The sequence below is a fragment of the uncultured Dialister sp. genome (genome assembly GCF_937959425.1).
Taxonomy (GTDB): domain Bacteria; phylum Bacillota; class Negativicutes; order Veillonellales; family Dialisteraceae; genus Dialister.
The window spans coordinates 1-13647 of the sequence record NZ_CALGPS010000094.1 but is presented as its reverse complement, the minus strand read 5'-3'; the positions used below and the strand labels follow the sequence as shown (position 1 = coordinate 13647).

At 47.5% G+C, this 13647-nt stretch carries 15 protein-coding genes; 5 read left to right on the top strand and 10 right to left on the bottom strand.

Translation table 11 applies throughout. The features are described from left to right. Nucleotides 1-198: 198 nt before the first annotated feature. The 3 genes from Q0482_RS03895 to Q0482_RS03890 are packed head-to-tail and all read right to left on the bottom strand — an operon-like array spanning nucleotide 199 to nucleotide 3180. Complete coding sequence (locus Q0482_RS03895) at nucleotides 199-1839, bottom strand: DUF2326 domain-containing protein (protein WP_022497582.1); 1641 nt, start codon at nucleotides 1837-1839, stop codon at nucleotides 199-201. Continuing rightward, the gene (locus Q0482_RS10010; RefSeq protein WP_022497583.1) at nucleotides 1833-2048 is read right to left on the bottom strand and encodes an ABC-three component system middle component 7; all 216 of its coding nucleotides are present in this window, start codon (nucleotides 2046-2048) and stop codon (nucleotides 1833-1835) included. Before Q0482_RS10010 ends, Q0482_RS03895 begins: the two co-directional genes overlap by 7 nt. Further along, nucleotides 2032-3180: an ABC-three component system protein gene (locus Q0482_RS03890; protein ID WP_299143628.1), complete on the bottom strand. Its 1149-nt coding sequence runs from the start codon at nucleotides 3178-3180 to the stop codon at nucleotides 2032-2034. The genes Q0482_RS10010 and Q0482_RS03890 overlap by 17 nt, the downstream gene beginning before the upstream one ends. 339 nt (nucleotides 3181-3519) lie before the next feature. Here Q0482_RS03890 and Q0482_RS03885 point away from each other — a divergent pair, with 339 nt between their 5' ends. Continuing rightward, nucleotides 3520-4014: a hypothetical protein gene (locus Q0482_RS03885; RefSeq protein WP_299143625.1), complete on the top strand. Its 495-nt coding sequence runs from the start codon at nucleotides 3520-3522 to the stop codon at nucleotides 4012-4014. A 24-nt stretch (nucleotides 4015-4038) separates the two neighbouring features. Here the strand turns inward: Q0482_RS03885 and Q0482_RS03880 are convergent, their stop codons facing one another. Continuing rightward, nucleotides 4039-4416, bottom strand: coding sequence for a hypothetical protein (locus Q0482_RS03880; RefSeq protein ID WP_299143622.1), 378 nt, complete (start codon nucleotides 4414-4416; stop codon nucleotides 4039-4041). Between the two features lie 167 nt (nucleotides 4417-4583). Between Q0482_RS03880 and Q0482_RS03875 the strand changes: the two genes are divergently transcribed. After that, on the top strand, nucleotides 4584-5462 hold the full coding sequence (locus Q0482_RS03875) for a site-specific integrase (protein ID WP_299143619.1): 879 nt from the start codon (nucleotides 4584-4586) through the stop codon (nucleotides 5460-5462). Between the two features lie 137 nt (nucleotides 5463-5599). Here Q0482_RS03875 and Q0482_RS03870 read toward each other — a convergent pair whose 3' ends face one another. After that, nucleotides 5600-6157 carry a PadR family transcriptional regulator gene (locus Q0482_RS03870; protein ID WP_178321312.1) on the bottom strand — a complete coding sequence of 186 codons (558 nt, stop codon included), beginning with the start codon at nucleotides 6155-6157 and terminating at the stop codon, nucleotides 5600-5602. A gap of 64 nt (nucleotides 6158-6221) precedes the next feature. Next, nucleotides 6222-6773: a phenolic acid decarboxylase gene (locus tag Q0482_RS03865; RefSeq protein WP_289051407.1), complete on the bottom strand. Its 552-nt coding sequence runs from the start codon at nucleotides 6771-6773 to the stop codon at nucleotides 6222-6224. A gap of 832 nt (nucleotides 6774-7605) precedes the next feature. On the opposite strand from Q0482_RS03865, the gene Q0482_RS03860 reads away from it, so the two are divergent. Next, nucleotides 7606-8061 carry a low molecular weight protein-tyrosine-phosphatase gene (locus tag Q0482_RS03860; RefSeq protein ID WP_307973492.1) on the top strand — a complete coding sequence of 152 codons (456 nt, stop codon included), beginning with the start codon at nucleotides 7606-7608 and terminating at the stop codon, nucleotides 8059-8061. 523 nt (nucleotides 8062-8584) lie between these two features. Here the strand turns inward: Q0482_RS03860 and Q0482_RS03855 are convergent. The 4 genes from Q0482_RS03855 to larE form a co-directional block, all read right to left on the bottom strand. Then, a complete protein-coding gene (locus tag Q0482_RS03855) occupies nucleotides 8585-9148 on the bottom strand; it encodes a hypothetical protein (protein WP_299143609.1) in 564 nt (187 codons plus the stop codon). A gap of 315 nt (nucleotides 9149-9463) precedes the next feature. Then, a complete protein-coding gene (larC, locus tag Q0482_RS03850; RefSeq protein WP_299143607.1) occupies nucleotides 9464-10801 on the bottom strand; it encodes a nickel pincer cofactor biosynthesis protein LarC in 1338 nt (445 codons plus the stop codon). Further along, on the bottom strand, nucleotides 10802-11563 hold the full coding sequence (gene larB / locus Q0482_RS03845) for a nickel pincer cofactor biosynthesis protein LarB (RefSeq protein WP_297010681.1): 762 nt from the start codon (nucleotides 11561-11563) through the stop codon (nucleotides 10802-10804). A gap of 263 nt (nucleotides 11564-11826) precedes the next feature. Further along, nucleotides 11827-12633, bottom strand: coding sequence for an ATP-dependent sacrificial sulfur transferase LarE (larE, locus tag Q0482_RS03840; protein WP_299143604.1), 807 nt, complete (start codon nucleotides 12631-12633; stop codon nucleotides 11827-11829). A 288-nt stretch (nucleotides 12634-12921) separates the two neighbouring features. Between larE and Q0482_RS03835 the strand changes: the two genes are divergently transcribed. Both Q0482_RS03835 and Q0482_RS03830 read left to right on the top strand, forming a co-directional pair. Then, nucleotides 12922-13188: a hypothetical protein gene (locus tag Q0482_RS03835; RefSeq protein ID WP_299143603.1), complete on the top strand. Its 267-nt coding sequence runs from the start codon at nucleotides 12922-12924 to the stop codon at nucleotides 13186-13188. 18 nt (nucleotides 13189-13206) lie between these two features. Continuing rightward, nucleotides 13207-13395, top strand: coding sequence for a hypothetical protein (locus tag Q0482_RS03830; protein ID WP_299143601.1), 189 nt, complete (start codon nucleotides 13207-13209; stop codon nucleotides 13393-13395). Nucleotides 13396-13647 lie beyond the last annotated feature (252 nt).

The following is a 13647-nucleotide window of genomic DNA, read 5'->3' as shown; positions in this document are numbered from 1 at the left end:
TCTGTAATTATCTAATATATTCAACAATAAATAGTTATTCAGCATGCACTATTTAGCGAGGTTTTAACGTATCCCGGCAGAAGGCCGGTTTTTTTTATGCCCAAAAACAGGGATGTTGGGTATGGGGGATGAAGATAGGCTGGGGAGCAATATGAATACGGCAGTAACGATAGCTTTTTATCGTTACTGCCGTTTGAATTATGATTCTTTCTTCTTACCCCACTGAATACCGAACAAAGTTTCATCGTTGGGCCCCAGTTTTATAACTGCTTGGCTATTAAGAAGCTTAGAAGTATCAGGGCCTAAATTATCTTGTCGATCGAAAGCAATGAATATTTGTTTGTCTTTGAAAGATGCATACAACTGCAACAGCTGCCGCAGATTTTCGTCAGAAATATTCGGGAACAATAAGGAATCATGAGCAAGAGCTGGCAGAGGCGTCAGCTTTAAAATGCTTAGATCATAAATAAGCATACCTTTATAATTGGTTCCCGTTCCAGTATCTCGCGGTGTTTCAAAAGTATAGCTGTTGCTCTTCAACAATCTAAGGATAGGGGCATTATCCTTGCCATGAGAAATAAAGTTGCTAACTTTTTCCATCTCATCATTAATTTGTTTTTCCATTTGATGCAATAACAAGGTAGTTCGTTCTTCCAATGCATCTTTTGCCTGGCTCTTTATCTTAGATAGATTTTGCAGTTCTATAAAATTATTACACTCAGTTTCCAAGGTAGTGATTTCACGATCCAACTTACTATATGTAGTAAGAAATTCATCACTGAATGCCATAGAGGGCTTTAGCCGCTCGATGCGGGCCTGAACCTTATCTACTTTTGCCTGGATGCGATACAGTTCTTGTTCCATATTTACCTTTGTTTGCAACATTTCATTTCTGAGTATGGACTGTATCTTGTGGTGAAACTTTTCAATTGCTGTCAATTTTTCAATATTAGCATTCGGAAAGAAAGTCAGAAGGTTATTCAAATCGGCCTCTGTTGGTTGAACTCCAAGCTGCAGATTTAAATCGACCAAATGGATATCACTTTTTTTCTGTTCCAATTTTTTTCTGGAATCACGAAGCTCTCTTTTTAACTCGTTTATGTAGTTGGCCTTTTTTACTTCTTTGGCGTCTACAGCGGAATTGCTTGTAGAAAGTAGGTCTTCTTTCTCTTGGCGCAGTTTGAGTAATTTTGACTGAGCCTCTGTGTAGTCTTTTTGCTTGGTGATTGCGGATGGGATAAAGTTATATTTCTGCGCTGCACGAAAAGCAGCATATTTATCCTTAGCCTCTTTTAGTGTGTTTTGAAAAAAGGCAATTTCATCATGATGATTAAAAAGGCAGAGTAGCACATTGATAGCATCGTTATTGCTTTCTGATTCCCTAATATTTAAAGGCCGTGTTTCATCGATTTTGCTTTTATTATAGATGCGGAAAAATCGGCTGACAGTATCTCTGAAAGAAACCCCTGGATAATCCATATTATATTTTTGACAGAGCCATTGGGTGTAGGCCGCTATGGTTTCCTCTTCTACAGTTCCGTCATTTTTATGGTAATAAATCGTGGTTGGATTATCTGTGAGCCGCGAAAATTTGAAACTTTGGTTGTCAAAGTGAAAGGTGAAAAACACCTCATGATGCCCTACTTCGCTTACAGCATTACTGGTTACATAGGAAGAACCCCCGAATACGAAATCTATTATCAAAAGCATGGTGGATTTTCCGATAGAATTCGCTCCGTGGCTATCTCCCAATACAACGTTTAAGCCAGGATGGAAATGTACTGTTCCGGTTGGATGTTTTTGGGTTTCAAGCTTGGAGCAGGATATTTCTGTTAACATTTTTCAATTTCTCCCTTGTCATTCAATGTAATTTTTTTGAGAGCATATAGACAATCTAAGACATCAACCAGTTCAATCGGACCATTAATGTCTTTACATAAATGCAAAAGTAAAACGGGCGTTTTGGGAGTATCTAGATTTTTTAACACGCTTGGCAACTTAGACAAGATGCTATCGTTATATGAAAATAATTTATTTGGTAAGATCATGAAATACCTCGCACGATTGAATAAAATAGCAGACGACAATATTGCAATAGATTAAATGCTGCTTTGTGAGACGATGGATTTGTTTGGATATATTGTCGTATATTTCCATTTGTGAAAGTTCCTTATTCTCCAGACGCCGATAAATGGTTTTTATTTCAGCGCGAATTAATTCATCGGGGTATTGGTTTTGTCTGGATAGGTTTTGCATAGTTTGATTTATAAAGAAAAAATATTTCGTAACATAATTCTTTACGGTTTCGGCCAGAAGCCAATTTTCATTTTCATCGATTTTATTTGCAATAAACGTAGGGTCATAATTTAGCGAACTCAAAGCACCAGGCTTCAGATTCATCAGACTTTCAACGACTTGCGTAATTCCCTTATCGATTTGCACCTCGGACATAGTCTTTCTGGCGGTTCTGGTATCCACCTGTAATTTTTTTATTAATTCAAGTTCTTTACGTTCCTTAGCCGTATGTTTCAATATATATTTTTTGAAACAATCATGGCAAACAGCGCAAACATTAGAGAAGGAAGACGACTTTTTATCGTTAATGACAATAACTTCGTAATCAGGAACACTTCGTCCGTCATCAGCAAGTTTTTGGAGATGGTGGGAACAACCGGGCATCGAACAGGTATTATTGCAATCGTCTAATAGACCGCTGCCATAGTTGCCTTTTAGTTGATTCGATTTTTGTTGAGCTTCAAGTTCAAGTCGAGTATTCGCCAGTGCTGGGTCAACAATCTCATCAAGTCCATCTTTTAACAAATCAAATAATTTAGCACCGACATTATCTTTGGTCGCATCATTAGTAAAGGGGGAAATATCTTTTGCCAGACTTTCCAATACAACATCTGAACGGTCTGGAGCATGAATAGATTCTGAAAAATTATCTCGTGTTAAACGGGCTAATATTTTTTTTGCTAATTTTTTACTAGGCCCTTTTGTATAAAACTTTCTGAGGGATCCATCCTTGTAGCTTTCTTCTGAGGATGGGTCCTTTTTTGTATACCATTCATCTTCCGGAATATCACAAAGCATCTGAATCAGATTGCGCATGAATGTAGGAACATCGGCATCCTTCATGAGGTGGGGATGAATGGCATGTATGACCTCGGTAAATAGCATGATAGGTCTCCTTGTTTTCCTATTTTTCCTACGGTTTCCCAAACCATCTAATTTGGGGGCAGGTCATTTCGTATAGTAGAGATGTAAGTTAACTTAATTCTATCATTTATTTTTGTTCATGGAAACATCTCGAAGTATACAGATGTCCTCTGAACAGAGAAAGCCGACTCAACGTTCACTTTCGGACGCGGGAGTGCCCAGAGCCGAGAGTCGGTTCGTCAAGTCAATATGTCAGCCTACTGGGAAGGTTGGCCATAGAAGCGAGGATGCATCTAATGGTCAATTTCGACAGGCTGCCTGCGTGGATTCTCGCTTCGCATTATGCGAAGGAGATCGCGCATGGCCAATCTACAGACAAACGAGAAGAAAAGGTATTTTATTCCTCTGGAACTGACTCCAGAAACCGTCATCACCGAGCAGTATAAGGATTGCGAAGTCCACTGGTCAAAAATCGGCTGCCGAATGGTGCGTACCATCCTGGTTCCGGCAACCGAAGAACAGTACTATGAGTTCATGCGGCCACTCTGGCGGGAAGATAAACGTCAGCAGAGACATGGCGCAGATGAAGAATCAGCTGACCGGGCGCGAGATGATTACGAACTGGAAGTACCCGACGACTTTGATTTGGAGGAGTCAATTTTGAAGAAAGAACGGTTGATGGCTCTCCGGCGAGAACTGGCTGCACTGCAAGACATCGACCAGACTATCCTGATGATGATTGCCGACGGCTTCAGCGAAGCGGCGGTCGGGGAGTCAGTCGGGCTGAGCCAGAAAGCCGTCAACAAGCGGAAACATAAACTTTACGCGTTACTCCTGGATTCCCGAAATACGTAACGTGCCATTTGACCACAGTTGACCTCATATGTTTTCAGGAGCAGCCAGCAGCGGTGTAACGCCTAAATCTCTATACAGCTGTTCCTGCTTAGCCAGGACTTCTCCCTGTATTGGTGCTTTTCCCGGCTCTATGAAGCATTCAATAGAGTCAAGCTCATCAAGTAGTTCATCCATGGTATACTTGGCGAACAGCCCTGCCTTAAACATCCTCTGCTTAATGTAGGAAAGGTAAATAAGAGCTACAAATTCGACGAAAATCTTCCCCTCCAGGGCACTTTCCGAAGAAACTAATGTCCTGCGCAGGTTAAGTCGGTCTTTGATGTCAAAATAGGCCTTCTCTACCACATCTCTCGTGCGGTATATGTTCAAGGCCAGAATTGGGTCTTTGACCTCATTGCTCACAAGAGCGAAGAAACCATAGCGTTCCCTTGCTTTGTCAATCGCTTCTGACCGTAATCTGTAAGCCGCGCTTGGGTGTTTCCTTTTGCTAGATTTTATCGTTGATTTAAGCTAATTCTTTTCGTGAATCCTTGTTATGTAATTCGGGAATTCAGGATACCATGACCGTCATGGAACTGGTCCAGCGGTATCTGTTACTCAAAAAGGGCGTAAAGCCTAACACCCAGACCAATTACAACTTTGTCGTCAACGCACTGAAAAAAGAAACCTTTTCCAAGAAAGCCATCGGTAAGGTGAAAATGTCCGATGCCAAGTTATGGCTGCTCAAGATGCAGTCAGACGGAAGAGGGTACAGCTCCATCCACAGTATCCGAGGGGTGGTGCGGCCGGCCTTCCAGATGGCGGTGGATGACGAAATCCTGTGGAGGAATCCTTTCAACTTCGAAATGAAAGAGGTGCTGATTAACGACAGCGTGAGACGGGAATCTCTTTCCAAAAGGGATATGCGTATCTTCCTGGAATTCATCAAGAACGATAATCACTTCAAAAAATATTATGAAGCGATCTTCATCCTGTTTCACACCGGGCTTCGCATTTCGGAATTCTGCGGACTGACGGTAAACGATATCGATCTGGAAAAGCGGACCATCAACGCCATTACTGTCCAGCCTCATCATCAGATCTATAAGGCCGCTGTCAGCGAATCTCCTACCCAGATTCCTCTGGCCCAGAACCTGAAATGGCCCTATTATCCTAAGAAAGTAAGTGTGCCTATATTCTATGTAGCCAGCAATGGCTTCTTCGACAGCAATATCATCATTCCGCCCCAACAGCTTGAACAGCTTTTTGATATGACAACCCAAAGTCCCTTCCGGGTCATGGCCATCCGTAAAAAAACTGACCACGGAGAGATGCTCTATAAAGTCGATGGGTACGTAACTGCCTGGTTTCTGTACTGGCTCCAGGGTGATGAAAATGCAGGGACGGTGTTCCAGAAAGACGGAGAACTGGCCCGGAACCCTCTGTATGAAAAGGTGAGGATTGAGTGAGCGGCAAGTATGCTAGTATGCTGCCTGTTTGCCAATACCTGTCAGGAGCAACAAAAAAGCGTGCTGCAAAATCGCAGTACGCTTTTTATTGTTCTATCCACATTTAGCCTATGAGGGACGGATCCTTTCACTGTCGGTTATTTTTGGTTTGGGTCCTCCGGAAGCATGGCTTTCAACTGCTGCAGCCAGCGGAGCTGTGATAGACGCCGGTCAATACCGCGCTCTAAAATCGCATAATGGCCAAAATTGTCATTAATGGCTGCCTCGTCAGAAAATAATAACTGACGCCGCTGCTTCAAGTGCTGGAGCTGAGTTTGCAGAAGCTCGCTTCGTTCATCGATGAGAGCAGGTATACGTGGATCTTTGCGGTCATGGATGAAGAACAGCTTAAGAGAAAACAGATCCCGCTGCATGGGAATTTCCACAACAGGTTGATTAAGCCATTCCTGCAAGACGTTTTTCCCCTGCGGTGTAAGGGTATAGTATTTTTCTTTGGCATTACCAGGGACAGTCTTGACCGTCAGCCATTCCTCCCTAGTCATGCGTTCCAGTTCAGGATAAATCTGGCTGTGGGAAGCCTTCCAGAATTCTCCGATTTCATTTTTAAACTGGCTGATAATATCCCGTCCCGTCATCTCTGGATGCATTTCAAGGATGCCAAGGATGACAAAGGGCAGGATGCGCTTTTGCGGCATACGGTCTCCCTCCTTTGGCTGATTCCTCCATTATAGCAGATTTGACGGAACAAGAAAGAGAGTCTTATTTCTTGAGACGATGATAGTCGGCGTCATAATATCTGCCGGCCCGGATATCGTCAGTCATGCCGGCATACGGTTTTTCGGCAATAACTTCCTCATTATTCTGACCTGCATCGCCGATATAGGTGATTTTGGCAAATTCGGGTACGACGAGTTTGGGGTAGGTTGCATATTTTTCCCGGGATTCTTCCATAAGATCAATGTGTTCGTTTTGGAAGCAAACGGTGATTTCGGGATGTTCTTTGACCCAGGCAGGGAAGAAAATGGTGCCATTGAGCTTCTTTTCGTTCGGTACGAAATCAAGAGCAACATCGGTACCAGTCGGTTCCGTCCAGGCAACTTTATAGATGCCTTCCGTGAGCATGACAATGTTTGCGGTCTGACCTTTTACCCAACGGCCAGCCACCATACCGCCGTGAATGCGATAGTCAACCGTATGATCGTTCTTGGCATACCATTCATATTCCCAGCCATTGTCATAGGTATAGATAAAATGCGTTCCCAGGAAGTCGTCTAGAGTCTTGAACTGCTTGTCCATATGATTCAGATTCATTAAAATCTCTCCTTTTATGTCGTTATCGACTAATTAATATGACCATATTATAAGTCGATAACGACACAAAGTCAAGTCTTTTTCGATTGAAAAATTATTTCGTCCGGATCTGTCCTGTATGCCAGGTTATTGTTTTGGAAAGAAATTAGTGCGGTCAGAAAGCAATGTTTTCTCCAAGAAAATTCCGAAAGAGGGAAAATGAACGTTTCAGGCTAACGAAAAACATCTGATAAGAACAAACTTACAGCTTCTGCCCAGCGGAGTTTTAAGAAAGAATGGGCGAAGAGACTGCCAGGGAGGAAATAAAAATGAAATGGGTAGATGAGATGGTACAACTCAACCTGGGGGGCTCATGTCAAGTGCCCCCTTTGTGGCAAAGTAGATTTGGATTATGGGTTCATTCCCATGAATAGAGAAAAAGATAGAGGTATATCAGCAGTTTGGTGCAACGGCTGCCATCATCGTAAAGTGCTTAGCCGTACTATGCCTATGCCAAACACAAAAGTGATAAAAGAACTTCCGGAAGATATTCAGTTCATTTTTTAAATTGGATTTGCAGAAAGCCCCCTGTGTGACCACAGAGGGCTTTCCTTACGAATGAAAAGCACTACAGAAACGCCCCCAAAAGTCCCTAATTCTCTGCTATAACAAGAGGGAAAATTTCAACCCAGAAAAAATCGCAGTAGCACGAATGGCCCGTTTTACTACTACTTTTACTACTAAAGAGGTCAAAGTTGCGCTGATTTTTGCCGAGTTTTGTCTTTTTTACAGAAACAAGAGAATCCCGGAAACCCGCATTAAATCGGCATAATTTGGCATAGAAGGGAGTTTCATGTCCATGATCAGGATCCTCTTCATCTGCCATGGCAATATCTGCCGTTCTCCCATGGCGGAAATGGTAATGAAGGAGATGGTGCGGCAGAAAGGGCTGGAGGCGAAATTTGAAATTTCCTCCATGGCCGCCACCACTGAGGAAATCGGGCAGGACATGTACCCACCCGCCAAGAGGGCCCTTACCGCCCACCGCATTCCCTATACCAAAAGAAAGGCCGCCCTTATCACCATGAAGGACTATGACTGGGCGGACTACATCATCGCCATGGACGAGGAAAATATGCACGACCTTTCCCGCCTCACCCGGGGAGACCCGGATAAAAAAATCTCCCGCCTTCTGTACTGGGCAGGAGAAAAAAGGGATGTGGCAGACCCCTGGTATACGGGAAATTTTGAGAAAACCTATGAGGATATAGTCAAAGGCTGCCGGGCGGTGCTGGAGAAGCTTTCCTGAAAATGGGTGCATAAAAAAAGAGGCCGTGAGAAATAGGTATCATCTCTCGCGGCCTCTTTTTCATGCCACCAAAAAAACTCCTGATTCGTCCCATGCTGATGCGCGGTAGGGCTCAGGCGTTCAGCTTCGATGAATCGGCCACGGGCCGCGCTGATTCATTGGCTGTCTGATTTCATTCTTGAATTTATACGCAATACGAGGAATGGGATTCCGCGAATAGCGGGCTATTTAAGGAATCCCATGACGAAGTAGTGCGTATAAATTCTTATAAAATCAGACTCTGCCCATGAATCAGTGCTGCCCGCAGGCAGCCGCCGAAGCGGAATGTCTGTGTCGTCAAAGAAGAAAAAGTACGCTATATTGCCACCAGGATTATGGGGGAGCACTGCTTGAACCGCAAAGGGGACGCCAGCGTTTGCGCCCAGGATGACGGTGGAAGACGGGAAGGCTCCATGTCGTCTGATGTCTGATTGTCTGAAATCTGACTGTCTAACATCTATCGTCTATCTCCTATCTTCTATCCTTACCTCCCGCAGAAGGCGATGAAGAGTGTCACCGCCCCGTCAATGAGGAGCGGAATAGCGCCGGTGATGTAGGCGGTGTGGTCGTCCATGCGATAGTACATCATGTAGGCGGCAAAGGCGATGAGAGAAGCGATTGTGACGGCAGCCCAGGTGAGGACGTAGGCAGTGCCGGCAAGGGCGCCGATTTCATGAAGCGCCCCCAGGGCCATGATTTCCATGAGGGCCCAGAGGACCATGAGGATGAGTTCTGTGGTGGGCTTTCGTCCGAAGAGTTTTACCGAGCCGGTGAGAAGGACGAAATAAACCAGAATAGCCATGATGAAGAGCATTCCGCTTGCCGGCCAGGAGGCGGGAAGGGGAAGGCCGTGAATGCCATGGGCAGTAAGGGCAATGCCGGAGAGGCCGAAAGCCGCCAGCAGGAGGAAAAGCAATGCTGACAGCATGCCTCCGCTTCTGGAATCAGGCCTGAATGCAGCGAGCCACCAGCCTGTGTAGAACAGGGCGCCGGCGCTTAAAAGGAGCTGCCCCGTAATGATTTCTTTATATGCTGTAAGTCCAAACATGGTATCCCTTCCTTATGAAATCAAATTCTCCTTCTATTGTAGTCCTTTTTATGGAAAATGGCGCAAAAAAGGCACTGAAGAAATGACTGCCCATTTCTTCAATGCCCTTTTTGCGATGATTCTTTTAACGATAAGCTGCCTGCCGCTGTGTCATCTCGAGCGGAGGTCCGTGCCGATCATATAACCAATAGGCCCATGTTCTGTTATGGCTCAGAGTCGAGAGATCTCCGGCGCCAATGCGGCTTGTACCATTTCTTTTGCAATAGCAGCCGCTTCCCGAATTGATTGATGGAAGGTCAATCATTCATCATTTCTTCACTGCCTTTTCGCTTCGTCAAAAATGGTCTGAAAGGGCACCTGTTTTTCTTCCGCCAGTTTCTTCACCGATTCGTATTCCGGGTAGCGCCTTTTTTCACTGCCCAGGGTGACTTCCTTCACCTTTACCGGGCCAAAGGAGGTGTCCACTTCCTTTTCCTCCCGATGGAGGATGGAACGCATGAGGGAGGAGAATTCACGGATACCGATGGTGGTGGTTTCACGGAAGATGATTTCTTCCATTTCCTTTTTCTTCTCTTCTTTGCAGATCACCGTGAGCTCATAGGCAGGGCGGTTTTTCTTCATGTAGATGGGGCTGAAATGGACGTCCAGGGCGCCGGCGTCCATGAGCTTTTTCATGGTGTAGCCCAGCACTTCGCCGGAAGCGTCGTCGATATCGCTTTCCAGTTTCACCACTTCGTCCTTTTCCCAGTCTCCGCCGCCGTCGTCGATAAGGATGGCCCGGAGGATATTGGTCCTTTCCTTATAGTCCCGCTTCCCTGCGCCAAGGCCGGTTTTCAGGATGGTAAAGGAAGCGGGCAGGCGGTGGGAAGTGCATAAAGCTGCCGCTATAGCCGCACCGGTGGGGGTGACGTACTCTCCCTTGGCGTCCATGATTTCCAGAGGCATGTGATAGGCGGTGACAATGTTCAGAGTTGCCGGAACCGGCACGGGAAGCACGCCGTGCTGGCAGCGGACGGTGCCGGTGCCTTCGGAGAGCTTCGGCACAATGACCCGGGTAACGCCCAGGCTGTCAAAGCAGACGGCGGCGGAAATAATATCCACAATGGAGTCGATGGCCCCTACTTCGTGGAAATGGACTTCCTCTATGGGGAGATGGTGGGCCTTGGACTCCGCTTCCGCCACGATACGGAAAATCTTCTTTGCCAGGGCTCTGGCGGATTCAGTCATGTCCGTGCCATCAATGACTGCTTCCACGTCCTTCAGATGGCGGTGCTCATGATGGTGTCCTTCCTCATGATGATGTTCCCCTTCATGACAGTGGCAGTGGTGCTCCTCTCCATGGTCATGTTCCTCTTCATGGCAGTGGCAGTGATGTTCCTCATGAACCTCTTCCCTTACCTCCGGCAGAGGCCCGTAGAGGTAGGCCATGTCATGGTCATGGTTTTCATGATCCCTGTCCAAAATGACGTTGAAATCGCAGCAGTCAATGCCTGCCTTCTGTACCCGTCCGATTTCCACAGTAAACCCTTTGGCGGGGATGGAGGAAATAGCCCGGTCCAGGGCCTTCCTATCGGCGCCCAAATCCAGCAGGGCTGCCACGAACATATCTCCCGCAATGCCGGAGGATGCTTCCAAGTATAATGATTTTCCCATTTAAATCTTTCCCCTTTCAGCAAGCCGATTAATCTGGGTGGCCACGTAGCCCGCGCCGAACCCGTTATCTATATTCACCGTCACTATGCCGTTGGCACAGGAGTTAATCATGGTGAGAAGGGCAGAGAGGCCGTGAAAGCTGGCACCGTATCCCACGGACGTGGGCACTGCAATCACCGGATTTCTCACCAGCCCGCCGATGACGGAGGCCAGGGCCCCTTCCATACCGGCCACCGCAATGACGCAGCTGGCCTTCCGTATCCGGTCTTCCTGGGACAGGAGGCGATGGATGCCGCTCACCCCTACGTCATAAATCCGCTCCACGTGGCTTCCGAAGTACTCCGCCGTCTGGGCCGCTTCCTCGGCCACCGAAATATCGGCGGTGCCGCCGGTGCAGACCGCAATGCAGCCCATATGCTCCTTTTCCTTCTCCGATTTCAGGATATGGGAAATGGGATCATAGGTAATGGACGGCACCACTTCCTTCACCAGCTCATACTGGTGATGGGAAGCCCTGGTACCGAAGACTTCGCCGTCGGTGTCGTAGAGCTTTTTGAAAATCTTCCCGATAAAGGCATCGGACTTTCCCTGGCAGTACACCACCTCCGCAAAGCCGGACCTTTCCTTCCGGTCCGTGTCCAGTTTGGCAAATCCCATTTCTTCATAGGGCCTATCCGCCGGATTTTCCCGAAGAAGCTTCTCCGCTTCTTCGATATCCATGGCGCCATCGGCTACTTTCTGCAGTACATTCTTTATATCCATAGTGCAATCCTTTGTGTTTATATAGTGAGCTAGTGAGCTAGTGGGATAGTGAGCTAGTGAGCTAGTGGGACAGTGGGACAGTGGGAGTTACTGGCAGCAGGGCTGTCAAACCTGAGACCCCCTGAGAACCTTCGCCCGCAGGGCGGGCCCACCTTTTCACCCCTCTGAACAACACTTGGGCCCTACGGGCCCATCCCCCTTTGGTGCCTGACGGCACCACCTTCCCCCCCACTTGTGGGGGGACAATAAAGTTCCGCGGCCCCTCACAGCACTTCGTCCATGCTTCCCATGCGGTAGCCCTGTAAGTCCATGGTCACATAGGCAAATCCCAGGGCCTTGAAGGTGCGGGTCAGTTCTTCATGCATGCGGAAGAGTTTCCAAAGGTCTTCTTTCGGCACTTCGATGCGGGCCATATTTCCTTCGTGGAGGCGGACCCGGAACTGTTTGAAACCTTTGGCAAAGAGGAAGTCCTCCGCCTTTTCCACCATGGCCAGTTTTTCTTCCGTAATGGTTTCGCCATAGGGGAAGCGGGTGGCCATGCAGGCAAAGGAGGGCTTGCTCCAGGTAGGAAGGCCCGCCTCTTTGGAGAGGGCCCGGATATCCGCCTTGTAAAGGCCGGCGTGACGGAGGGGGCTCCGGATACCAAGCTCCGCAAGGGCTTTCAGCCCCGGCCGGTACTGGGAGGCATCGTTCAGATTCGTGCCGTCAATCACATAGGCAAAGCCCTCCTCGGCCATTTTTTTCAAGGTGCTGAAGAGGAAATGCTTGCACAGGTAGCAGCGGTTGGCCGGATTTTCAGCAAATCCTTCGATTTTGAACTGGTCCATTTTCACCACTTCCTGCCGGATGCCTTCCTTTTGGCAGTATTCGATGGCATCGGCCACTTCCCTTTCCGGCACGGAGGCCAGGTTCATGGTCACCGCCATGGCCCGGTCCCCCAGCACCTTCCTGGCTTCATGCATGAGGTAGGTGGAGTCCACGCCGCCGGAAAAGGCCAGCACCACGCTGCCCAGCTGACGAAGGTATGATTCCAGATTGTCCTGTTTCTTCTGTAATTCTTCTGTTAACATAAATTTCTCCATTCTTTAGAAATACTTATCCGCAAGACTTCCGGCGCCGGCCGGAAGGAACGAGGGCGGTTTCTACTCATTTCATTATTATACCATCCGCCGCCCCTTTGATGACAGTCCATGAAACGGAAAGGGAGGGCTCCTGTCCCGGGGCGGCCGGAAAGTCATTCTTATTATAAAAGGTTAAAGCCTGCTTCAGGCAAGCCATAGGGCCATCACTTTCTGTTTCCCTATTTTCTTTTTTATGGTATAATTATTTGAGAAATATTATCATAAAGGAGGACCAGCATGGGTACCTTACTCACTATATTGATTACAGCCGCCATTGCCGGCTGGTTCTGCTACAGCCTCTACCGCATGTGGAGAGGCTCCAGCGGCCGGGACTGCGCCAGCTGCGCCCTGGTCGGAGGCTTTGACTACGCCCTGTACAATAACAAAAAGGCCGCTCCTCCCAAAGCGGAGTTTGTCACCGCCAGCGGCCACCACATCATTGTGGACGAAGCAGCCGCCAGAAGGCGGAGAGAAAGAATCCGGAAGATGATGGAAGGACGGTAAGGAAAGAGACTGTGAGGAATGATTGCCATTTCTACGCAGTCTCTTTTTTCATGGGTTCTTAAGTTTGACCGGCCTTACGGCCGGAGGGTTCTTAGGTTTGACAACCGCTTCGCGGTTGAGGGTGGTGGATTGCCGCCGCTGGCGGCAATGAATAATAAAGTCTGCGTTACGGGACTTGCTTTGGTGCCGCTGCGATTCCTGCCATAATGGAGCCCCTGTCACTCCGGTGTGAGATTGCTCCGCTGCGGTCGAAATGACGATGGACAGGGATAAGACTGTATCAATACCTTTTTATGAATGCAATGTTTCTGCCTGATACTCCTTTGCCAAAGTTTCCATCCTTTCTCACCAGTTTTTCCCATATAAAAAGGGCTGTGAAAAAATGATTTACATTTTTTTACAGCTCCGGCCGCCTGCGGCGGCCTCCCCCTTCCACCACTACGTGGTCCCCCCACCCCC

What these genes read in the sequence shown, in the direction of transcription:
- Q0482_RS03835 (WP_299143603.1), top strand. Translation starts at nt 12,922, where the DNA reads ATGGGTACCTTACTCACTATATTGATTACAGCCGCCATTGCCGGCTGG.
- Q0482_RS03875 (WP_299143619.1), top strand. Translation starts at nt 4,584, where the DNA reads ATGGAACTGGTCCAGCGGTATCTGTTACTCAAAAAGGGCGTAAAGCCT.
- Q0482_RS03830 (WP_299143601.1), top strand. Translation starts at nt 13,207, where the DNA reads ATGATTGCCATTTCTACGCAGTCTCTTTTTTCATGGGTTCTTAAGTTT.
- Q0482_RS03895 (WP_022497582.1), bottom strand. Translation starts at nt 1,839, where the DNA reads ATGTTAACAGAAATATCCTGCTCCAAGCTTGAAACCCAAAAACATCCA.
- Q0482_RS03870 (WP_178321312.1), bottom strand. Translation starts at nt 6,157, where the DNA reads ATGCCGCAAAAGCGCATCCTGCCCTTTGTCATCCTTGGCATCCTTGAA.
- Q0482_RS03855 (WP_299143609.1), bottom strand. Translation starts at nt 9,148, where the DNA reads ATGTTTGGACTTACAGCATATAAAGAAATCATTACGGGGCAGCTCCTT.
- Q0482_RS10010 (WP_022497583.1), bottom strand. Translation starts at nt 2,048, where the DNA reads ATGATCTTACCAAATAAATTATTTTCATATAACGATAGCATCTTGTCT.
- Q0482_RS03885 (WP_299143625.1), top strand. Translation starts at nt 3,520, where the DNA reads ATGGCCAATCTACAGACAAACGAGAAGAAAAGGTATTTTATTCCTCTG.
- larE (WP_299143604.1), bottom strand. Translation starts at nt 12,633, where the DNA reads ATGTTAACAGAAGAATTACAGAAGAAACAGGACAATCTGGAATCATAC.
- larB (WP_297010681.1), bottom strand. Translation starts at nt 11,563, where the DNA reads ATGGATATAAAGAATGTACTGCAGAAAGTAGCCGATGGCGCCATGGAT.
- Q0482_RS03860 (WP_307973492.1), top strand. Translation starts at nt 7,606, where the DNA reads ATGTCCATGATCAGGATCCTCTTCATCTGCCATGGCAATATCTGCCGT.
- larC (WP_299143607.1), bottom strand. Translation starts at nt 10,801, where the DNA reads ATGGGAAAATCATTATACTTGGAAGCATCCTCCGGCATTGCGGGAGAT.
- Q0482_RS03865 (WP_289051407.1), bottom strand. Translation starts at nt 6,773, where the DNA reads ATGAATCTGAATCATATGGACAAGCAGTTCAAGACTCTAGACGACTTC.
- Q0482_RS03890 (WP_299143628.1), bottom strand. Translation starts at nt 3,180, where the DNA reads ATGCTATTTACCGAGGTCATACATGCCATTCATCCCCACCTCATGAAG.